This window comes from Nonomuraea turkmeniaca (assembly GCF_005889735.1).
Classification (GTDB): Bacteria; Actinomycetota; Actinomycetes; order Streptosporangiales; family Streptosporangiaceae; genus Nonomuraea; species Nonomuraea turkmeniaca.
The window spans coordinates 12,484-32,495 of the sequence record NZ_VCKY01000028.1 but is presented as its reverse complement, the minus strand read 5'-3'; the positions used below and the strand labels follow the sequence as shown (position 1 = coordinate 32,495).

Here is a 20,012-nt window from a genome sequence, read left to right as displayed (position 1 = left end):
ACCGTCACGTCGCGTCTCCCGGCGTCGCCTGGGTCACCCTGTTGAGCCGGTCCACCAGGTCTCTGGCGAACTCCTCGTCCAGGCCGTCGATCCGCAGCGGCCCCATCGCCGACGCGGTCGTCACGGTCACCGCCGACAGCTTGAACAGCTGGTAGAAGGGGCCCCGCATGGTGTCCACCGTCTGGATGCGCGACATCGGCGCCACCCGGTACTGGTGCCACAACCAGCCGGAGCTCGTGTAGACGGCGTCGTCCGTCACCTCCCAGCGATGCACGCGGTAACGCCACCGCGGCACCACGACCGCGTAGCAGGCGCCGGCCAGAGCCGTCAGGAACGCGAGCACCGCGAAGAGTGTGCCCGCCCCGTCGACGAACGCCGCCAGGCCGGCGAGCACCAGCGCCACCAGCCCGTACGCCACGGCGGACCGGGTGGTCCACATCGTGATCGCCCGGGGGTGCACGGCGTTCTGGGGCGGTCTCAGGCGTACCGCTTCGGCCTGCTGTGTCACGATCACGTTCCTTCCAGTTCGGTGACCTCGCGCTCGATCTCGTCCGCCAGCCAGTCCGCCTCGATGTCCCCGACGACCACGCTCGGCAGGGGCATCCGCCCGTACGTGCTGACCGCCGCCGCCACCACCTCGTCGGTGGTGATCTGCCCGAGCCGGTCGTACAGGCGGGTGAGGAGACCGGCTCCCTGGCCGAACGAGACCCCGACGCGGACGAGATCGGCGATCTTCGCGGGCGAATCGAGACCCCACAACATCTCCATGACGCAGTACTCCCTGGCCCGCTCGAGCTCGACGGGCTCCGGCTGCTTGGCCGTGAGCTCGGGCAGCCTGTCCAGGACCTCGGTGAACACGTCCGGCACCTGCTCCTTCGGCCGCATGACCTGGATGTAGGCCCGCGGGAAATCGAGGAGGACGTCGCGGCCGAGGAACGCCTCATAGCCGCTGGCCCCCAGGCCGGTCGTGCCGGGGGCGTCGCGGATGGAGCGGTTGCGGTGATACCGGCCGAGCACTCCGGTCGCGAGATACCGTGCCACGTCGTCCGGGCCGTCAGGCGGCTCAGGGGCGCTGAAGGTCACCACGACGTTCGAGAGGTCCTCCCTGGGGAGGAGCAGGATCCCGCCGTCGGAGGCGGCGCCGGCGGCGGGCGCCGGCTGTGCCCGCTCCTGGGTCTCCCACCAGGCCAGAGCCTCTTCCAGCCGGGAGAGCAGCCGGGCGGGGTCGGCGTTCCCCACGGCGACGAACGACGCACCCTCGGGCACGAGCACGGTCCGGTGCACGTCGGCGAGCCCGGCCGGCTCCGACGGCGCGGGCCCGAGCAGGTACGCGCGCAACGCGTCGTCGGCGATCCGCCCGGGCGTGCGGCCACGCAGCAGGGACCGGCCCTGTGACAACGGCTCGGCCGCGGCCGCCGGCGTGAGGACCTCCGACAGCACGGCGAGCCACGCGTCCAGCCCGTCCGCGACGGCGTATCCGCCGACGTCGAGCCACTGGCCATCCGTCCTGACGGTCAGCTCGCCGCCCGCGCCTCGGGCGTGCAGGCCCACGCGGGCGCGCCGGCCGAGCACGTGCGCCAGGAGCTCCATGTGGTCCGGGCGCCGCCAGCCCGCGGGCCCGGCGGGGACACGCAGGCGGAGCTCCACCACGGGCGCGCCGCCCGTGCGGATGGCGACGGCCCGCAGCCCGTTGCCGAATGCGGCCTCGGCGTGCTCGCCCAGCACGGGGCGCGGCTGGTGCTCCCGCGCCGGCACGGTCCTCGGCCCGCCCACCGGCTCCGGGATCCTGACGGCCTGGCCGGGCTCGCGTTCGGCCCGCTCCGTGTGCCCGGGCTTCGGCCGTGTCCGCCTGCGGCCCGGCTCGATCGTCATGACCGCGCAGGCCGCGCCGTGCAGGCGCGTCGCCGCCTTGGCGACCTGCGCCGGGGTCACCTCGCCGAGCAGCCCCGGCAGCTCGTCGAGCAGCTCGGCCCGGTCGAAGAGGGTCTCCATGCGGCCGATCGCGCGGCACCGTGTCTCGAGGTCGTCGTGGTCGCGGTGATGCTCGGACACCAGCTCGTTGACGGCCGCGGACACCTCGCCGGAGATGTCGCCCTTGGACCACATGCCCCACTGCGTACGTACGGCTCCGACCATCTGCACGGCCGGCGTGGCCGGCGGCACGAGCACGGTCAGGAGCAGCGCGTCCGGCGCACGGGCGTCGAGCGGGCCGAAGAACCCGCAACTCGTGCTGACCGCGGACGTGCCGTCCGGGGTGATCTGCCTGGCCATCATGCGGGCCAGGACGACGTGGGCGAGGTAGCCCGGCAGGTCGGCGGCCGGGTCGGGCAGCCACTGCCCGATGGTGATCGCGGTGGCCGGGATGCCCGGCTCGGTGAAGGAGGCGGTCTGGTCCATGAAGAACCCGGGCTCGGCCAGGTCGGGTTGCGGGGCCGCCGCCCGCGCGGGGATGTCGCCGAAATGGCGCTCCACGCGGGCCGCCACGTCGTCGGGATCGACGTCGCCGGCCACGCTGACCACCGCGTTGCCCGGCGTGTAGTAGCGGGCGAAGAACTCCTCGCAGTCCTCCAGCGTCGCCTTCTTCAGCTGGTCGGGATCCCCGTAGCCGTCATGCGCGTTGGCGAACGACGTGTAGAGCAGGCCCGCCATGTGCGGCCACGGCATGCCGCCGTAGGGCCGTTCGACGATCATCTCGCGGATCTCGGCCGCGACGCCGGCCAGTTGCCCGGTCAGCGCCTCCTGCGTGAAGCTCGGGGCGCGCATCCGGTCGGCCTCGCTGAACAGCGCCTGATCGAGCGCCGAGCGCGGCACCACCTGGTAGAACTCCGTGTAGTCCTGGTGCGTGCGCCCGCTCGCCATGCCCGCCGTGTCCCGCACGTGGTCGAAGAACGCGCCGTCGGGCAGGCTCTGGCTGCCGACGAACATCAGGTGCTCGAACAGGTGGGCGAAGCCCTCCATGCCCGGAGGCTCGACGCGGAAGCCCACGCGGTAATGGACCGCGACGGCGACCCGGGAAGTGCCCGCGACCGGCGTCACCAGCAGCTTCAGCCCGTTCGACAGCGTCCGCCTATGAATTCCGGGCATGCGGCGATCCTCCATCGAGATTGACCAGAAAATCAAGGAATCCGGCGTACGCGGCGAGTAGCGAAGCGTCAAGACCGACGTAAGCGGATATGTCGTGTAGGTGGAGGGCGATGCGCAGGGCCACGAGCCGGTTCGTGGCCTCGCCCAGGTCCCGGCCGTACCCCTCGAAGAGCGCGTCGAGCAGGCGCTGCCACTCCTGTGGGTCGCCCTCGTGCAGCCACCGCATCTCGACGAGCTCCCCGGCGATCCAGGCGAGGTCGTGATACCAGGGCGCGGCGCACAGGTCCTCGCCGATCAGCAGCTCGCCGGTGCCCTTGTCCGGGTCCACGGCGAGCGAGCCCAGGCCCGGCGCGCCGTGGGAGAGCACGACGGCGGGATCGGCGTCCTGCTCGGCGCACCAGCCGCGGAGCCGGTCCCAGGATTTGGCCCCGAGCCGGTCGGCCAGCGCGGCGCCGGCCGCGGCCGCCGTCGCGCTCGGTGAGCGGCCGGCCAGCCACTCCTGGAGCCTCCGCAGCGCGCGGGGCGGGCCGGTGACGTCACCCGGTGCGAGGGCGTGCAGCTCGCGCAGTGCCCGGCCGAGGCCGCGCAGCAGCCGTTCGAGCGGCTCCCCGGGCCCGTCGCGCAGCAACATCTGCGCCGCGGACTCCGCGCCGCCCACGCGGTAGACACGGGACTCGCCGTCCTGCTCGCCCGGCGCAAGCCGTACGTCCGCGCCGTCCTGCTCGCCCGGAGCCGGCCGCGCGTCCGCGCCGTCCTGAGAGCCCCGAGCCGGACGTACGTCCGCGCCGTCGAGCAGCCCGGCGAGCTTGCCGTTCAGCGCGGGATGGACGGGCGCGAACGCGCTGTGCGCGAGCCGCCCCGGCCTGCGGCGCCAGACGAACCCTCCGGCGTCGGGCGCCACCTCCATCAACAGGTGACCCGTGCCGTCCGCCCCCGTGCTGTACGCCCCTGGGGCGTCCCGGCGGGTGTGCTCCTCCCATCGTGCGTCGACCGCCTCGATGGCCTGCGCCAGCGTCGACAACCACGAGTCCGGCCGCCCGGTCGCGATGCTGATCCCGGGGCGCGGAGGGACGAGCAGCACGTTCGGCCGGGCGCTCAGGGTGCTCCAGTGCGACTGGTAGGCGGCGCTCTCCAGCCCTCCGGGCGGCAGGGCCGGCGCCAGGGCGACGAGCGCCCGCGTGCACTGCGCGGCCAGCAGCGCCGGGCTGTCGGCGAGGCCGAGCGCCAGGCGGCCCATGAAGTGCAGGGTCATCGGGTAGACGACGATGACCTGCGCCCACTCGGCCCAGTCGACGTGGCGGGCCGGCGCGGCGTCGTCCGGCCACTCGTCCACCATGACCTCCGCCTCGGGCGCCAGGGCCGCGCGCGTGACGAACCGCTCCGCGCTACGTGTGACGACCACCCTGATGCTCAGCCCCGGCCGGGACTCGCGGAGCAGGGTCAGCGCGAACGGCAGGTTGCGCGCCGCCAGGGAGCCCGTGGCGACGAGCAGCAGCCGGGAGTAGGCGGCGTCCGACAGAGGCCCGGTGAACGGCCCGGTGAACGGCCCGGTGGACGGCGTGTTCACGGCGTGGCCTCACCACCAGCGCTGCCCAGGATGCTCTCGATCTCCGACAGCGCCGTCTGCGGCCCGTAGGAGGCGGCCACCCCGGTCAGGTTGATCACCACTTCGTCCACGCCCGCGGCGTGGAACTCGCCGATCTGCCGGCCGAGGTCCTCCGGGTCCCCGGTCAGGAACGCCCCGCCGCTGATCAGCCGCTTCACGGTCTCGACCGGCTGCTGCGGGTCGATCTCGATGCCGGACCTGGTCAGCATGTCGACGTAGTGGGGCAGCATGAGGTGCCCGGCGTTGGACTGCAGCACGATGCGGGTCGGGTCCCGGTCGGGCTGGGCCACGTACATCGGCACCATCGCCACCAGGCGGGGCAGAGGACGCCCCGCCTCCTTCGCGCCTTCCTCGATCGCGGGGACGATCACGTCGCGTATGTAGGAGGCGGGCGTGAGCCAGGTGATCGCCACATCGGCGATCTCGCCGGCCAGCCGGGCCATCGCCGGGCGCAGCACGCCGAGGCCGATCTCCACGGGCGGGGTCGGCAGGGGCGGCAGCACGTCGTGGGCGGTGAAGTGCTCCCCGTCCAGGTCCACCTCCTCGCCGTCGAGGAGGCCGCGCATCGCGGTGACGTACTCCCTGACCGCCTTCAACTGGCTGCCGTACGCGGCGCCGGCGATGTTGCGCTGGAAGTCGATCCCGCCCGGGCCGATCCCGGCGACGAACGGGTGGCCGGAGGCCACGGCGACGGACCGGGCGTGCACGGCCGCGTCGTGCGGGTGCTTCAGCGGCATGAGCGAGACGCCCGTGCCCATCGGGACCCTGAAGCCGGCGCCCGCGGCGAAGACGAAGCTGTGGTGCGCGTCGAGCGACAGGGCCTGGCCCTGCCACAGGCGCAGCGCGCCGGTCCACTGCACCAGGGCGGCGAAGGACAGGATCTGCTCGTGCCGGGTGGGCATCATCGGCAACAAGACAGAAAGGCTGGGCATCATCACTCCTGTTTCAGGAAGCCGGTACGGAATCCACGGGGCGGATCATCTGGCCGCGTACGAGGTCGGCGTAGGGCTCGCACTCGCTCATCAGCCGCTCGTGCGTCCCCTGCGCCAGCACCTTCCCCCGGTCGAGGAGGATGACGTGGCGGGCATGCTGGACGGTGGACAGGCGGTGCGCGACGACCAGGACCGCCCGGTCCTCGGCGAGCCGGTCGACGACCTCGCGGAGCCGGCCCTCGTTGAGGCTGTCGAGCTGGGAGGACGGCTCGTCGAGCAGCACCAGCCGGGCGTCGCTGAGCAGCACGCCGGCCAGGGCGAGGCGCTGCCGCTGCCCGCCCGACAGGTCGTTCTCGCCGCCGATGCGCGTGTCGAGTCCCTGGGGCAGCGCGGCGATCTCCTCCCGCAGGCCGACCTGCTCCAGCGCGTGGAGCAGGACCTCGTCCGGCACGCTCTCGTCGAGGCCGAGCAGCAGGTTGTTGCGTACCGTGTCGCGCAGCAGCGTGAAGGACTGGTCGACGTAGGCGATCCGGCCGCGCAGCTCGGACAGCGGCCAGTCCGCCACCTCACGCCCGAAGACCGAGATCTTCCCGGAGTCGAGCTCCATGAACCGCTCGATCAGGCCGAGCACGGTGGTCTTTCCGGCCCCCGACCTGCCGACCATCGCGGTCAGGCCGCTCGGCGGCACGGTGAAGCCGACGTCGTCGAGCACCGGCTGCCCCGCCTCGTAGGCGAAGCCGACCTCGTGCAGCACGACCGCGGGGGTTCCTGGCTCCACCGTCACCGGCTCGCCGTCCTCCGCGCGGTCGTCCACCTGCTCGTACGGCAGCGAGAAGACGGACTCGAAACGTTGCTTGGCCACCAGACCGGCCTGGATGGCGCCGATGGCCTGGATGGCCATGACCAGCGGAGCGGCCAGCTGCAGGAGCAGGAGCAGGAACGAGACGAGGTTCGGCAGCGAGATCTCACCGGCGACGTAGCGCACGCCGCCACCCATGATCACGACGACCAGGGCGACCTGCTGGGCCAGCGTCATCACCGGCACGACCATGGCCTCGAGCCGGGCGGCGGCGATCTCGAGCCCGCCCAGGTTCTCCGCCCGCTCGGAGAAGCTCCGCACCAGCCTGCTCTCGGCACGATGGGCCTTGACGACGGTGAGCGACTCCAAGGTCGCGACGAAGTCGTCGGACAGCTTGCCGACCCCCGCCTGGAGTGCCTCGAACTTCTTGCGGATCGCCTTGACGACGAAGGCGACCCCGACGATCGCGATCAGGAACGATCCGACCGTCATCAGCAGCAGGATCCCGTCAAGGAAGCCCATGATGACGAGGGTCGCGACCACCTGCAGCGCGGCCATGGGCAGTTGCAGCGGCCCGACCTCCGTCAGGCCGCGCACCTGGGAGGAGTCGGAGGTGAGCCGGGCCGCCAGGTCGCCCGTCCCCTCACGCCTGGCGATCTTCAGCGGCAGTCCCAGCGAGTGCCTCAACGTGCGCACGCGCAGCTTGGTGACGAGGTCGATGCCGAGCTTGGACAGCAGGTAGCCGGACAGGGTCCCGGTGATCGCCGCGGCCAGCCCGACGGCGACCATCCACAGCGCGGTCGACGTGACCGCGCCGCCGCCCTTCTCGAGCTCGGCGACGAAGGCCCCGCCGATCAGCGGCAGGGCGAGCGTGGTGATGGTCGACAGCAGGGCCAGCAGCACGATCGCGGCCACCTGGTTCGCCTTGCCGGCCGTCATCTCGCGGGAGAGCGCGAGCTTCCGCGTGGCGGGCTGCTCTTCCGCGGCCGGCCGCTCGTCCGCGGTCTCTGTGGCTGGTTGCTCTTCCACGATCTTCGTGGGCGCCTGCTGTTCCACTTCTCACCTGTCCAAGAGAGTGCGTGTCAATGAGCCCGGATGAATCAGCGCGGATAGATCAGCCCGGATAGGTCAGCGCGGATAGATCAGCCCGGATAGATCAGCGCGGAACTCCAGGAGCGTCCGCCTCCGCGTCGTCGGGCCCTCCCACGAGAGCTCGAGGCCCGCCGCCGTGCCGAGCCGTTTGAGCTGCTTGAGCGTGCGTACGGGCACCGGGACCGTGCCGGTCAGGAGAAGGTTCATCCGGGCGGCGTCCCCGTCGTCGTCGTAGATGAGGTTCATGTCGGCCACGAGCACGCGGCCGTCCGCACCGGCCGCCTCCCCGCACCGGCGCAGGATCTTGACGGCGTCGTCGTCCGGCCAGTCGCACAGGATCGCCGACAAGAGGTAGACGTCGAACCCCGGCGGGATCGGATCGAGGAAGCTGCCTTCGATCGCCTCGCACCGGTCGGCCAGGCCGGCCTGGTCGATGCGCTGCGCCGCGGCCCGCGCCATGCCGGGCAGGTCGAGCACCGCGCCGTGCAGGTGGGGATGGGTGCGGGCGAGCTCGATGAGCAACGTCCCGTTGCCGCCCCCGACGTCCATGACCCGGCGCACGCCCAGCCAGTCGTAGGCGTGCACGATCAGCTGCCCGTCTCCGGCCAGGCCGCTCGCCACCTCCTCGGCCAGCACATTGGCGTCGTCGGGCACGTCGCTCACGTCCTGCCAGAAGTCCCTGCCGAAGGCCGCCTTGTAGCCGGCCTCCCCCGTGCGCACGGTGTGCAGCAACCCCACCAGGCCCAGCTCGGCCAGGCCCAGCAGCCCGTCCATGCTCAGCTTCCTTCGTACGCTGCCGGGCGCGTCGTCCAGCAGCGGGGCGCCGAGGTCGGTCACCTCGTAGCCGCGTTCCTCGCTCCACCGGAAGATCCCGCGGGAGACGAGGTAGCGCAGCAGCTTCTTCAGCGTCGCGGGATGGGCGCCGGCCTCCTTGGCGAGGCCCGTCCCCGTCGTCGCCCCCGCGGCCATGTGGTCCGCCAGGCGGAGCGTGGCCGCGACCCGGATGGCGAGCGGCGTGAGCAGGTCCGCCATCGCGGTCAGGTCGTCGGCGTTCGAATCTCGCATGAATGTCCTTGAGGCATGACGCGCCGGGTGTGGGCAGGCGCCCTGCATATATCGCCTGCCCACCCTTACATCCGGCTTTTCAGCAACCGAAGATGAAGGTTCTGTCCCACGCCTTGCGGGCGATTCCGCTGACCACGTAACTGGTGGCGAATCCGCCGAGGACGAGAATCGTCACCGGCGTGGCGGCGGGAGCCTCGGATTCGGCCGGCAAACTGAACTCGGAAGCATCGGCATAAGCGTCATAGCCCGCCGTGAGTTCCATAATCGCCGCCGTCTTCGACGGCCGCACGACATCGTGCATTTTTCCTCCCTCCGTTTTCATCGTGAGGAAAACCGGGTCCCGCTCCTTAACGGTTCAGGATCCAGCCGGAAACGGCGCCGGACGCGGCCGAAGCCCAAATGGCGCACTTGGCGGAACTCACGCGCACGCCATAGCTGATGGCCCAAATCGTGAACCACAGCTCGGGGGCGTCGGAGATCGCGGAGACCTGCAGCTCGCCGGGCTGGGCGTACGTGTCGTAGCCCGCGACCAGCTCCATGATGGCCGTGCTCTTCGTCATGCTGTTCACCTCCTTCCCGAATCAAGTACCGGGGGGCACGTGCAACCGCCCTCCGTCATCGCCAGGGGCGACGTCCGATTCCGTGCGAGGTCGCACGGGTCGATGTTGGCTTCTGCGAACCGGGCGACGACCAGCTCTGAGGCCGGCGTCCCGCCCGCGGCCGCCTCCACGAGCGCCTGCCCGAGCACACCTGCTCGGTGCTGGCCGAAGCTCATGCCTCTCATGACCGGCCGGCGGTCGTCGGGCTCCCATGCGGTCGCCACTCCGGGGCCCAGGGCGTGCGCGAACGCGGACGTCTCCGTCCCCACGCCGGGGACCCCCGCCAGGAGGGTCGCGAGACCGGCGGCGAGGCCGCGGGAGCGGGTGCCCAGGTAGACCACGAGCCCGTCGCGCCGCGGGTAGAGCAGCGTGGAGGACAGCACCTTCGCGCGGTACTCGGCCTCCTGCTCCTCCAGGTGGGCCAGGACCAGGCGCCAGACGGCCGGGGCCCGCTCCGGGTCGGCCAGGTGGACGTACACGCGCAGGATGTCGCCGCGCATGTCGCTCGGCGCCGAGCCGTGCACGAAGAAGAAGCCCGGTGAGAGCGCCGGCCGCAGCGGCGACAGCGTGACGTTCACTCGCTGCCCCGGCGTGAACGGCGGCTGCTCCAGGATCCTGTCGCGTGGCACCCAGACCCGCGGGCCCCCGCACACGACCAGGACCTTCTCGTCCTCCCCCGCGTCGGCGACCACCGCCTCCGACACCGTCGTCTCGTGCGGGACGTTCTCCGCGAGGGCCTGCTCGAACTCCTTGTCCCGCAGGTGGAACGGCAGGTTCTTGCCCTCTTCCGAACGCCGCCCGGTGTGGAGCCCCTCGTAGAGCGCCTGGGCGAGTTTCACCGCCAGTTCGGCGGTGCTGCCGGCCTCGACCGTGACGCCGGCGACGCTCGCGCGCAGCCCGTCGAGGTCGACGGTCACCGCGTCCAGCACCGGGGCGATCCCGCCCGGCGCGGCCAGGTCAGCGACGCTCATTCATCCTCCTCCAACCCAAGGACAAAACCCAGGGCGATCGTGAAGCGGGCGGGCGCGAGCAGCGCGGTGCGGCCGATGCCGGCGGCCGCGCGCTGGATGCCGGAGAGTTTGGCCGAGCGCGCTCCCGAGGCCAGCAGGCGGTCCATCATGTGCCAGCCGGCGAACGCCGTGGCACGCGCCGCGAACTCGTCGTCGAGTCCCGGCCTGACGGCCCGGTAGCCCTGCCAGAAGCCGTGGATGCGCGGCCGGAGCCGCTCGATCTTCTCCGCCCCCCGCTGGAGCACCATCTCGTGCGTGAACTCGGCCGCCTCGAAGACGACCTCGTCGCCCCGCGCGCTGACGATGTCCAGGATGGAGCGGAACAACCATTCGCCGGCGAACGCGCCGACGTCGCGGGCCGGATCTCCCAGTCGGAAGTCCTCCCAGTCGGTGATCTGGAATCCGCCGTCCTCCGGCAGCAGGAGCTGGTCGACCCGGAAGTCGCCGTGGACCGGCACCTTGGCCGACCGGCTCTCCCACTCGCACAGCGCGAGGATGCCGCGCATGAGCTCGGGGTCGCCGTGCAGGATGCTCCAGCTCTCCATCTCGCCGTAGCTCAGGTTGTGCCACATCTCGAACGGCAGCCCGCGCAGCAGCTGCAGGTCGGGCAGCGGGAAGGCGCCGTCGTCCAGCCCTTCGCCGGCCCGCGGCCCCGCATTGTGCAGGTGGCCGATCGCCTCGCCCACCTGCCTGGCGAGCTCGTCGCCGAACGATTCCTCGATCATGGCTTCGGCGCCGTTCCTGGCCTCGTCCATGAAGTCGAAGGCCACGAGCCCGGCGTCCTCGTCGGCGCCCAGGAAGGCGGGGGTCCTGACCTGGTCAGCCAGGACCGGCCGGGCCGCCTTGAAACGCTCGAAGGCGAGCATGCGCCGCAGCCGTGGCTTCGCCTCGTCTCCCCCGATGAGACGTTTGACGAAGACCTTCCTGCCGCTGCCGGTCAGGCCCGCCCACACTTCGTTGCGACCGATGGGCGCCACCAGAGTCGCCCGATCGAAACGGCCGTAGCCGAGCCGGTCGAGAAACGCCTCGACCTCAGGCACCCGATCAAGATCGATCGGGGCCATCCAGCCCTTGGCCGTGTCTGTCTCCCCGTCTTTCAGCGCCGTCATCGCTCCCCCGTCCGAGCAGCTTCAAGGTGCTTGGGGGCAAAGCTAACAAGCGCCACTTCCTCCCCGCTTCCTCGCAGCTTCCATGGCCCGACCTGCGCTTATGCGGATCCGGAGAGCCGGTGACCCGCTCGCCCCGCACGCGGCAGGCGCCACGTGACAGATGTCACATCCCGCTGATGACATCAGGGTCTACGGCCGGCCGCCGGTCCGGAGTCAGACTCGCGGTATGGCCACGGAACAGCTGACGTTCGCGGAAGAGCTCATGTTGCTCGCCCATCGGGAGACCGACGGCAAGCAGCTGATCCCCAACAATGTGCTGAACATCAGCCTCACCGCCGCCGAGCTGGCCGAGCTGGCCGCGCTCGGGAAGGTGGAGGTACGGGGCAAGGACCTGGCGGTCGTGGACAAGCGGCCCGTCGGTGACGCCGAGCTGGACGCCGTGCTCGCCCGGATGGTCAAGGTGGGCAAGGCGCTGCCGGCCGCCCGCTGGCTGATCATGATCAATCCCGTCCGCAAACACCGGCATTACCTGCGGCGACTGTCGGAACGGGGTGCGTTCAAGGCCGATCGGTCCCGGGTTCTGGGGCTGATCCCGGTCGAGCGGTACGGCTACGACGACCCGGCGCTGCCGCGTGCGCTCAGGGAGCGGCTGGACAAGGTGATCCGCGGCCAGAAGCCCGACGCCAGGACCGTCACGCTGCTCGCCCTGGCGCATCGGAGCGGCGTGCTCCGGCGCCTGTTCAGCACCGGCAAGCGGGTCGAACAGCTGGTCCAGGACGACTGGGCCGGGCAGGCCGTCAAGGCCTACGTGGACAAGACGACGACGAAGGCCGATGACTCTGGCGACAGCGTGACCATACTGGCCGCGGGCGGGTCATAGTATCTGTTCTGTACGGCTGACGCCGGATTCCTGCATAGTCCGGCGTCAGCCGTACGCGTGTCCGCGACCGCGCTCCACCTCACCGAAGCCATCGTCCGCGGCCACCTGTCGAGCGCGATGTCCAAGCTCAACGCCGCCGGCAGCCTGGAGGCCGTCCGCAACGCGCAGCGGCTCGGCTGGTTGTGACGCGGGCATGACCGAGGCCCTCCACCACCGTGACGGCGGCGGAGGGCCTCAGCGAAGCCCGTCGCGCGGGCGGTCAGTTCACGAAGTACCGCTTGGCGCCGTCGGTCAGGAGCAGCCCGATGAGCACCGCCGACAGGACCAGGGAGAACCCGTTGGACGCGTAGTCCGTGGTCAGGACGGCGGTGACGACGTTGACGGCGGCGGAGACGACGAACAGCCAGATGACGGCCGTACGCGTGGCGGCCTGCCGCCGGGGGATCCTGATCACCAGGACCAGCTGGACCACGACCAGGACGGCCGAGATCAGCATCAGCACCCACATCACTGCCATCGGGGGCAGGGTCGCGGAGGCGGCGGCGATCTCGGGGTCGGCCGACAGCGCGCTGACGGCGACCAGGCTCAGCGCCCCGACCGCCAGCAAGATGATGCCGAGCACCACACTGATCCACATGAAAACCTGGACGACTCTGACCGTGCCCGGCATCCCCGGGGTTAACTCGTTGTTGTGAGCCATTGGCCTTTCCTCTCTGGGTCGGACGAAAGCGTAAGCGAGCCGCCGAGTAACTCTCCAGGGGCAAATAGTCTCAGAACAATTTCAAAGTAGTCCGGCGGTGAATTCTGCACTCCCCGCTAAGGGTATTACTCAAACCACGACCCGGTTTGGACAAAACGGACATTTGCCCCTTGGGTCACAAAGTCGACTAAATCTTGATTTTTGATGGTCAACCTTGACAAGTGCGTGCGATCGTTGTTATTCGTGGAATGTCCTGCGGAGCGGTAGATACGCACGGAGTGCGGACGGGTGAGACATGCACGGCGGGCCGGATGAACAGTCTCAGGGGAACGCGGACGAGCAGCAGCACAAGGGCGGGGTAAATGGGGAATCACTCGTGGATCCGGATCTGACGCGTACCATACGGTTCCCGCCGCCCAACAGGTCGACGGGGGCGCCGGCCGTCGACAAGCCGCCGCCGCCACCGCCCGCCGGGTTGTGGCGGCAGCAGGACCGGACCGGCTCGGAGCCCCCGGCTCAAGGGCACTTCGAGAGGTGGAACACCGCCGGCCCGGTCGCCTGGCCGACCCCCGGCGACCCTCCCCCCGACGCCGAGGGCCCTCCCGACAACGAACTGGCCGGACGGCGGAGCGGCGAGCCCGAACCGGGTCTCCCCCGGGCGGGTGTTCCGGGAGTCCCTGAGGCGAGCGTTCCAGGCGTCCCTGAGGCGGGCGTGCCCAAGCCGCCCGAGGCCGCGCCTCGTGTCTCCAAGGCGAGCGTGCCCAAGCCGCCCGAGGCCGCGCAGCCTCGGCGGGTCTTCCCGCCGCCTGGCCGGCCACCGCACGTCTCCCTGCTCCCGCAGTCGGAGCAGCCGCATCAGGCGGCGTCGCCACCTCTCTCCCAGGAGCAGCCCTCCTGGGAGACGGGAGCGTCAGCGGCTCACGCGCAGGAGCAGCGCTCCTGGGAGCCGACGGCCGCACCGCCATTCCCGCAGGAACAGTCCTCGTGGGAGCCGGCGCCCTCGCCGGACCAGCAGCCGGCGGAGGCCGCGCCGGGGCCGGAGCCTGCGGGGATGTCGTCCGAGAGCCTGCGTCCCGAGCGGTTGCTGCGCACCCGCAGGAGGCCGCCCTCGGGTGGCTGGCGCAAGGCCGTGTACACGCTGAGCGGCGGCCTCATCCGCCCCCAGGACTCCAAGGCCGAGCGCCGCCGTCAAGAGCTGGTCGAGCGCATCAGGCGGCCGGTCGCCTCGGGTCACTTCAGGATCGCCGTCATGAGCCTCAAGGGCGGCGTGGGCAAGACCACGACCACCATCGGGCTCGGCTCCACGCTCGCCCACCAGCGGGGCGACCGCGTCATCGCGGTCGACGCCAACCCCGACCGCGGCACGCTGTCGGAGAAGCTCCGGCTGGAGTCACCCGCCACCGTCCGCCACCTGCTCAACGACCGGGGCGGCATCTGGCGCTACGCCGACGTACGTTCCTACACCTCCCAGGCGCCCTCACGGCTGGAGGTGCTCGCCTCCGACCGCGACCCGGCGATCTCCGAGGCCTTCAACGCCGACGACTACCGTGCCGTCGCCCAGATCCTGGAGCAGTTCTACTCCATCTCGATCACCGACTGCGGCACCGGCATGCTGCACTCGGCCATGGGCGCGATCCTGGCCATGGCCGACCAGATCGTCCTGGTCAGCCCGGTCACGGTGGACGGCGCGCGGTCGGCGTCCGCCACGCTCGACTGGCTGCAGGCGCACGGCCATCAGAAGCTGGCCAAGGACGCCGTCGTGGTCCTGTCCGCGGTCAAGAACACCCGCAGGAACCCGGTCAACCTCGAAGAGCTCAAGGGCCACTTCGCCCAGCGCTGCCGCGCCGTGATCGGCATCCCGTTCGACCCGCACCTGGAGCAGGGCTCGGAAGTCGACCTCGACCTGCTGCGCACCGCGACCCGGGACACGTACCTGGAGGTGGGCGCCACCATCGCCGACCGCTTCAGCCAGCGGGCGGGCGCATGACGCCGGTGCTCGACGTCACCGACCTCAGCAAGGCGCAGGCGCTGGAGGAGGTGTCGTTCACGGTGGAGCGCGGCGAGATCGTCTGCGTGGTGGGCCCGCCGGGCAGCGGCAAGACCACGCTGATCGAGTGCCTGGCCGGCGGCGCGGAGCCCGACTCGGGCAGCGTCGAGATCCTCGGTCGCACGGTCGGCCCCGGCGATCCGCTCCCTCCTGGCCTGGCCGTGAGCCTGCGTGACGAGAGCCTGCCCGATCGGATGAAGGTGGCCGAGGGCATCTCCCTGTTCTCCCGCCTGTACGGCACCCGCGGCCTGCCCCCGCGACTGGTGGACCTGCTGGATCTGGAGCCGCTGCTGCCCAAGCGCTTCAAGACCCTCACCGAGGGCCAGCGCCGGCGGGCCATGATCGCGCTGGCCCTGGCCGGCAACCCTGAGCTCGTCCTGCTGGATCAGCCGACGACCGGGCTCAAGCCGGGCAGCAGGCAGCGTGTCGAGCAGGCGATCGTCGAGTTGCGCGACGGCTATGGCGGGGTGTGCGTCACGCTCGACGATCTTGCCCAGGCCGAGAAGCTGGCCGACCGGGTGGTGCTGCTGCGCCGGGGGCGGGTCCTCGCGGAGGGCTCGCCGTCGCGGCTGATCCGGCTGCTCGGCTCGGTCTTCGTGCTGCGGGTGCCGTCGCACATGAAGGTCGGCCGGCCGCGTGACGTACGTGTCCTGCCCTATGCCAGCTCGACGTACCTGTACGGGTCGCGGCCGGCGCTGGAGTCGGCGATCCAGGAGCTGTCGCCCATGAGCGGCGACCGGATCTGGTCGATCCGCCCGCCCACGCTCAGGGACGCCTACCTCACCCTGGCCGCCGTTCCTGAACCCGCGGCTCTGGAGAGCGGGCGATGAGCGGCACCCTGTGGGCGATGGTGCGCATCGAGCTGATGCTGCTCGTACGTTCGCCGGCGGTGCTCGGGTCCGCGGTCGTGCTGCCGTTCGCGGTGCTGCTGCTGCTGATGTTGTTCATCGGGTTCTCCTTCCCGACGCTGGAGTTCGGCGCCATGCCGGGGGTCCGGGTCATCGACCGGTTGTTGCCGGAGATGGCGGGGACGGTGGCCGCGTCGGTCGGGATCATGGTGTTGACCACCCACGTCGCGGACCTGCGCGACCGCGGGATGTTGAGGCGGCTGCGCCGCACACCCGCGCGTGCGGGCTCCTATGTCGTGGCCCACGCGGTGGCCGCCGGCGTGCTGGTCATCGCCTCGGTGGTGTTGTTCGCCGCGGTGACGTTCCTCGTCTACGGGCCGCCGCGCTCGTGGCACCCGCTGAGCCTGACGGGCGCGGCGCTGATCGTCACCTACTGCGCGTTCAGCACCGGGCTGCTGCTCGGCGGCCTGCGCATGCCCGCCGCGGGCGCCCGGGTGGCGGCGCCGCTCTGCTTCGTGGTGCTGTTCGCCGGGAGCGGCCTGGGCGTCCCGCGCGAGGGGTGGAAGGGGGTGGCGCCGTGGTTCTACGAGATCACGAACTACAACCCGCTCGCCCAGCTCAACGACTTCATCTTCCATGCCTCCCTGGGACGGCTGTCCGAGACCTGGCCCGCCGTGGCCGGCCTGCTCGTGGCTGCGGTCGTGGTGAACGTGCTGACCAGGCGTACCTTCGACTGGGACGGCCGGCCATGACCAGGGTCCTGGCCACGCTCGCCGTCGCGTTCCTCGGCCTGACGGCCCTCACCGGCTGCGCCCAGCGCGACGAGCGCCACCCCATCGCCGTCGCCATCGCGAGCACCCCCGGCACCACGGCCAAGGCCGTGGCCGCCGCGAAGGCCTCGGCGGCGCCGTCGGGCGATCCGAACGACGCGATGCTCAAGGTCACGCAGTGCCTGCGCCAGAACGGCATCGACGTGCCCGACCCCGGCTCCCCCGAGGAGAGGACCTGGAAGTACGAAGGCGACCAGGCCACCCTCGAGAAGGCGACGAAGGCCTGCCAGGAGTACGCGTCGCAGATCCCCAACCCGCTCGACGACCCGAAGGTCCGCGACCAGCTGATCCAGGTCGCCAGGTGCATGCGGGAGCAGGGCTTCGACGTGCCGGACCCGCCCCAGGAGAACCCGAACCTCGACCCCAATGATCCGAAGCTGCAGGCGGCCGCCGAGAAGTGCGCGCAGCAGCTGCAGGGCCAAGGGGGTGCGCCGTGAACGGCCGGCTCAAAGGGGTCCTGGTCGCGCTGGGCACGGCGGCCGTCGGCAGCGCGGTCACCGCCGGGGGCATTCACGCCTCGGCCGCCTTCTTGGACGCCGGACCACGCGCGCAGGCGGACAGCACGCCGACGCCGCGCACGGTCTCCACCGCGACCAAGCCGATCACCCGTGGTGACCTCGTCGACAAGGAGAGCATCGACGGGACGCTCACGTACGCGGACCACCGCACGATCAAGGCCGGCTCCGGGGGCACGATCACCAGCCTCCCGGCCGAGGCCAGGGTCATCAAGCGCGGCAAGTCGCTCTACCGCATCGACCGCCACCCGCGGATCCTGCTGTTCGGCAAGCTGCCCGCGTACCGGACGCTCAAGGAAGGCGTCAAGCGCGGCCCGGACGTCGAGCAGCTCGAACGCAACCTGCGTGCGCTCGGCTACAAGAAGGGCATGACGGTCGACACCCGCTTCACCGACGCGACCCGGCGGGCCGTCCGCGAGTGGCAGAAGGACCAGGGAATGGAGCGCGACGGCGAGGTGTCGCCCGCGGACATCGTCTTCCTGCCGGAGGAGGTGCGCGTGAGCGAGGCGAACGTCGAAGTGGGCGACCAGATCTCCCCGCAACGCCCCGTCCTCGAGGTCACCGCGACCGACCGGCTGGTGCGCATCAACCTCGACGCCGACAAGCAGGACATCGCCAAGGTCGGCAAGAAGGTCACCGTCAAGCTCGCCGGCGGCCAGAAGGCCACCGGCAAGATCGCCCGGATCGCGAAGGTGGCCAAGGCCGTCAAGCGGTCGGACAACCAGGAGAGCGGCGCCACGGTGGAGGTGGAGATCAAGGTCTCGGCCAAGTCGCTCGGCTCCCTGGACGAGGCCCCGGTGACCGTCGAGCTCGAACGCCGGCGGGCCGAGAACGTCCTCACCGTCCCGGTGGAGGCCCTGCTCGCGCTGCCCGAGGGCGGGTACGGCGTGGAGGTCGTCGAGCCGGGCAAGCCGCCCACGCGGCTCCCGGTGAAGACCGGCGCCTTCGGCAACGGCCGGGTCGAGGTGAGCGGGGCCGGGCTCGCCGAGGACATGCAGGTCTCGGTGTCGGGCCGATGAAGATCCTGGAGATCCGCGGAGTGAGCAAGAGCTACGGCAAGGTGCAGGCCCTCCGGGAGGTGGACCTGGTCATCCGCGGCGGGGAGATGGTCTCCATCGTCGGCCCGTCCGGGTCGGGCAAGTCGACACTGCTGCAGATCGCGGGCACGCTCGACCGGCCCACCGCCGGGACCGTACGCGTGGCCGGCCATGACGTGAGCAGGCTGTCGGACAGCGAGTTGTCGGCGCTGCGCGCCCGCTACATCGGGTTCGTCTTCCAGCAGTTCCACCTGGCCCCCGGCTCGTCCGCGCTCGACAACGTCGCCGACGGCCTGCTCTACTCCGGCCTGTCGAGGAGGCAACGGCGGGAGAAGGCGGCGGCGGCACTCGAGCGGGTCGGCCTGGGCCACCGTCTCGGCCACCGGCCGCACCAGCTGTCCGGCGGGCAGATGCAGCGGGTGGCCGTCGCGCGGGCGGTCGCCGGCGAGCCGCCGCTGCTGCTGGCCGACGAGCCGACGGGCAACCTGGACTCCGAGGCGGGCGCCGAGGTCATGTCGTTGTTCCGGAGGCTGAACGCGGCGGGCATCACCGTCGTGATCATCACCCACGACTCCGAGGTGGCGATGGCCTGCCCGCGCCGGATCCGGGTCCGCGACGGTCTGGTCAGATCAGAGGTCACATGACGGCACTGCGCCCGGCCCGGCTGCGGCCGACGGATCTCGCCCGGCTCGGCACCTCGGGGCTGCGGGCCAGGCCGATGCGCGCGATCCTCGCCGCTCTCGGCATCTCGATCGGCATCGCCACCATGGTCACGGTCGTCGGCGTCTCCGCCTCCAGCCAGGAGCAACTGCTGCGCCAGCTCGACGCGCTCGGCACCAATCTGCTGCGTGTCCAGCCGGGTGACAGCCTCTTCGGCGACCAGGTCAAACTGCCCAAGACCGCCGCGGACATGGTCAGGCGGATCGACGGCGTCACGAACGCCAGCCAGACCGGCGAGACCGGCGTCACCGTGCGGCGCAACGACCTCATCCCCAGCGGCGTCTCCCTCGGCATCACCGTCCAGGCCACCTCGCTCGACCTGCTCGACACCGTCGACGGCAAGATCCGCAGCGGCACGTGGCTCAACGCCGCCACGGAACGGCAGCCCGTGGTGGTGCTGGGCGCGGTGGCGGCCGAGCGGCTCGGCCTGACCGCGCCCGACATTCAGGTCTGGATCGGCAACAGGTGGTTCACCGTCATCGGCATCCTGGACCGGATGCCGCTGGCGGAGGAGATCGAGCGGTCCGCGCTGATCGGCTTCCCCGCCGCGAAGGACTACCTGAACCACGACGGGCACCCGACCACCGTGTACGAGCGTTCGGCGGACGAGGCCGTCGAGAGCGTCCGCGCGATGCTGGCCCGTACGGTGAGCCCGGAGAAGCCGAACGAGGCCAAGGTCAGCAGGCCGTCCGACGCGCTCAAGGCCAAGGCCGCGGCGGCGGGGGCGTTCACCGGGTTGATGCTCGGCCTGGGCGCGGTCGCGCTGTTCGTCGGCGCGGTGGGCGTGGCGAACACGATGGTGGTCGCCGTCCTCGAGCGGCGCAGGGAGATCGGGCTGCGGAGGTCGTTCGGGGCCACCAGGGGGCAGGTGCGCAGCCAGTTCCTGGTCGAGGCCGTGCTGCTGTCCGCCTTCGGCGGGGGCGCCGGGGTGTTGCTCGGTGCGCTGGCCACCTTCGTCTACGCGCGGATCAACTCGCTGCCGGCCGTGGTGCCCATGTGGGCGCTCGGCGGAGCGCTGGGCACGACGATCCTGATCGGCGCGCTCGCCGGCCTCTACCCGGCGCTCCGGGCGGCCCGGGTCCCACCGACCGTCGCCCTCACCGCTCAGTGAGGCGTCTCGTCCGACGGCGCGGGGCGCC

20 protein-coding genes are annotated in these 20,012 nt (G+C 71.3%); 9 read left to right on the top strand and 11 right to left on the bottom strand.

Features of this window, described 5'->3' with window-relative positions:
- Positions 1–4 precede the first annotated feature (4 nt).
- The 10 genes from ETD86_RS11165 to lxmK all read right to left on the bottom strand — a co-directional run bounded on the left by ETD86_RS11165 (position 5) and on the right by lxmK (position 11,296).
- A complete protein-coding gene (locus tag ETD86_RS11165; RefSeq protein ID WP_425465623.1) occupies positions 5–511 on the bottom strand; it encodes a PH domain-containing protein in 507 nt (168 codons plus the stop codon).
- Positions 511–3,084 carry a M16 family metallopeptidase gene (locus ETD86_RS11160; RefSeq protein WP_170222997.1) on the bottom strand — a complete coding sequence of 858 codons (2,574 nt, stop codon included), beginning with the start codon at positions 3,082–3,084 and terminating at the stop codon, positions 511–513. Before ETD86_RS11160 ends, ETD86_RS11165 begins: the two co-directional genes overlap by 1 nt.
- Positions 3,068–4,651, bottom strand: a complete 1,584-nt coding sequence (locus ETD86_RS56855; protein WP_211369974.1) for a flavoprotein — start codon at positions 4,649–4,651, stop codon at positions 3,068–3,070. Before ETD86_RS56855 ends, ETD86_RS11160 begins: the two co-directional genes overlap by 17 nt.
- Positions 4,648–5,595, bottom strand: a complete 948-nt coding sequence (locus tag ETD86_RS11150; protein WP_246147850.1) for an LLM class flavin-dependent oxidoreductase — start codon at positions 5,593–5,595, stop codon at positions 4,648–4,650. The genes ETD86_RS56855 and ETD86_RS11150 overlap by 4 nt, the downstream gene beginning before the upstream one ends.
- Before the next feature lie 40 nt (positions 5,596–5,635).
- Positions 5,636–7,477 (bottom strand): ABC transporter ATP-binding protein, encoded by a 1,842-nt coding sequence (locus ETD86_RS11145; protein ID WP_211369973.1) that lies wholly within the window; start codon positions 7,475–7,477, stop codon positions 5,636–5,638.
- 72 nt (positions 7,478–7,549) lie between these two features.
- Positions 7,550–8,578, bottom strand: coding sequence for a methyltransferase (locus tag ETD86_RS11140; protein WP_138666050.1), 1,029 nt, complete (start codon positions 8,576–8,578; stop codon positions 7,550–7,552).
- A gap of 79 nt (positions 8,579–8,657) precedes the next feature.
- The gene (locus ETD86_RS11135) at positions 8,658–8,879 is read right to left on the bottom strand and encodes an LxmA leader domain family RiPP (protein WP_127931426.1); all 222 of its coding nucleotides are present in this window, start codon (positions 8,877–8,879) and stop codon (positions 8,658–8,660) included.
- A 46-nt stretch (positions 8,880–8,925) separates the two neighbouring features.
- Entirely contained in the window at positions 8,926–9,138 is a 213-nt protein-coding gene (locus ETD86_RS11130; RefSeq protein WP_138666049.1) for a hypothetical protein, read from the bottom strand.
- Positions 9,139–9,143: 5 nt separating this feature from the next.
- A complete protein-coding gene (locus ETD86_RS11125) occupies positions 9,144–10,148 on the bottom strand; it encodes a T3SS effector HopA1 family protein (RefSeq protein ID WP_138666048.1) in 1,005 nt (334 codons plus the stop codon).
- Entirely contained in the window at positions 10,145–11,296 is a 1,152-nt protein-coding gene (gene lxmK, locus ETD86_RS11120) for a class V lanthionine synthetase subunit LxmK (protein ID WP_211369972.1), read from the bottom strand. Before lxmK ends, ETD86_RS11125 begins: the two co-directional genes overlap by 4 nt.
- 226 nt (positions 11,297–11,522) lie before the next feature.
- Here lxmK and ETD86_RS11115 point away from each other — a divergent pair, with 226 nt between their 5' ends.
- Positions 11,523–12,176, top strand: coding sequence for a GOLPH3/VPS74 family protein (locus ETD86_RS11115; protein ID WP_170222996.1), 654 nt, complete (start codon positions 11,523–11,525; stop codon positions 12,174–12,176).
- Positions 12,177–12,233: 57 nt separating this feature from the next.
- Positions 12,234–12,362 (top strand): response regulator transcription factor, encoded by a 129-nt coding sequence (locus ETD86_RS59060; RefSeq protein ID WP_211369971.1) that lies wholly within the window; start codon positions 12,234–12,236, stop codon positions 12,360–12,362.
- A 73-nt stretch (positions 12,363–12,435) separates the two neighbouring features.
- On the opposite strand, the gene ETD86_RS11105 is transcribed toward ETD86_RS59060, so the two are convergent.
- A complete protein-coding gene (locus ETD86_RS11105) occupies positions 12,436–12,876 on the bottom strand; it encodes a hypothetical protein (RefSeq protein WP_138666046.1) in 441 nt (146 codons plus the stop codon).
- A 376-nt stretch (positions 12,877–13,252) separates the two neighbouring features.
- Between ETD86_RS11105 and ETD86_RS56850 the strand changes: the two genes are divergently transcribed.
- From ETD86_RS56850 to ETD86_RS11070, 7 genes are read left to right on the top strand one after another with little or no spacing between them, the layout of a single operon-like run.
- Positions 13,253–14,863 (top strand): MinD/ParA family ATP-binding protein, encoded by a 1,611-nt coding sequence (locus tag ETD86_RS56850; protein ID WP_246147847.1) that lies wholly within the window; start codon positions 13,253–13,255, stop codon positions 14,861–14,863.
- Positions 14,860–15,753 carry an ATP-binding cassette domain-containing protein gene (locus ETD86_RS11095; protein ID WP_138666045.1) on the top strand — a complete coding sequence of 298 codons (894 nt, stop codon included), beginning with the start codon at positions 14,860–14,862 and terminating at the stop codon, positions 15,751–15,753. Before ETD86_RS56850 ends, ETD86_RS11095 begins: the two co-directional genes overlap by 4 nt.
- A complete protein-coding gene (locus ETD86_RS11090; protein WP_138666044.1) occupies positions 15,750–16,523 on the top strand; it encodes an ABC transporter permease in 774 nt (257 codons plus the stop codon). The genes ETD86_RS11095 and ETD86_RS11090 overlap by 4 nt, the downstream gene beginning before the upstream one ends.
- A complete protein-coding gene (locus ETD86_RS11085) occupies positions 16,520–17,038 on the top strand; it encodes a hypothetical protein (RefSeq protein ID WP_138666043.1) in 519 nt (172 codons plus the stop codon). Before ETD86_RS11090 ends, ETD86_RS11085 begins: the two co-directional genes overlap by 4 nt.
- Positions 17,035–18,135, top strand: a complete 1,101-nt coding sequence (locus ETD86_RS11080) for an efflux RND transporter periplasmic adaptor subunit (protein WP_246147846.1) — start codon at positions 17,035–17,037, stop codon at positions 18,133–18,135. The genes ETD86_RS11085 and ETD86_RS11080 overlap by 4 nt, the downstream gene beginning before the upstream one ends.
- Positions 18,132–18,797 carry an ABC transporter ATP-binding protein gene (locus ETD86_RS11075; RefSeq protein ID WP_138666042.1) on the top strand — a complete coding sequence of 222 codons (666 nt, stop codon included), beginning with the start codon at positions 18,132–18,134 and terminating at the stop codon, positions 18,795–18,797. The genes ETD86_RS11080 and ETD86_RS11075 overlap by 4 nt, the downstream gene beginning before the upstream one ends.
- On the top strand, positions 18,794–19,984 hold the full coding sequence (locus ETD86_RS11070) for an ABC transporter permease (RefSeq protein ID WP_138666041.1): 1,191 nt from the start codon (positions 18,794–18,796) through the stop codon (positions 19,982–19,984). The genes ETD86_RS11075 and ETD86_RS11070 overlap by 4 nt, the downstream gene beginning before the upstream one ends.
- The last annotated feature ends 28 nt before the right edge of the window (positions 19,985–20,012 follow it).

Coding starts and splice junctions, on each gene's coding strand:
- lxmK (WP_211369972.1), bottom strand. CDS start 11,296: ATGACGGCGCTGAAAGACGGGGAGACAGACACGGCCAAGGGCTGGATG.
- ETD86_RS11070 (WP_138666041.1), top strand. CDS start 18,794: ATGACGGCACTGCGCCCGGCCCGGCTGCGGCCGACGGATCTCGCCCGG.
- ETD86_RS11115 (WP_170222996.1), top strand. CDS start 11,523: ATGGCCACGGAACAGCTGACGTTCGCGGAAGAGCTCATGTTGCTCGCC.
- ETD86_RS11095 (WP_138666045.1), top strand. CDS start 14,860: ATGACGCCGGTGCTCGACGTCACCGACCTCAGCAAGGCGCAGGCGCTG.
- ETD86_RS11075 (WP_138666042.1), top strand. CDS start 18,132: ATGAAGATCCTGGAGATCCGCGGAGTGAGCAAGAGCTACGGCAAGGTG.
- ETD86_RS11130 (WP_138666049.1), bottom strand. CDS start 9,138: ATGACGAAGAGCACGGCCATCATGGAGCTGGTCGCGGGCTACGACACG.
- ETD86_RS11140 (WP_138666050.1), bottom strand. CDS start 8,578: ATGCGAGATTCGAACGCCGACGACCTGACCGCGATGGCGGACCTGCTC.
- ETD86_RS11090 (WP_138666044.1), top strand. CDS start 15,750: ATGAGCGGCACCCTGTGGGCGATGGTGCGCATCGAGCTGATGCTGCTC.
- ETD86_RS11160 (WP_170222997.1), bottom strand. CDS start 3,084: ATGCCCGGAATTCATAGGCGGACGCTGTCGAACGGGCTGAAGCTGCTG.
- ETD86_RS11105 (WP_138666046.1), bottom strand. CDS start 12,876: ATGGCTCACAACAACGAGTTAACCCCGGGGATGCCGGGCACGGTCAGA.
- ETD86_RS11150 (WP_246147850.1), bottom strand. CDS start 5,595: ATGATGCCCACCCGGCACGAGCAGATCCTGTCCTTCGCCGCCCTGGTG.
- ETD86_RS11135 (WP_127931426.1), bottom strand. CDS start 8,879: ATGCACGATGTCGTGCGGCCGTCGAAGACGGCGGCGATTATGGAACTC.
- ETD86_RS11125 (WP_138666048.1), bottom strand. CDS start 10,148: ATGAGCGTCGCTGACCTGGCCGCGCCGGGCGGGATCGCCCCGGTGCTG.
- ETD86_RS11085 (WP_138666043.1), top strand. CDS start 16,520: ATGACCAGGGTCCTGGCCACGCTCGCCGTCGCGTTCCTCGGCCTGACG.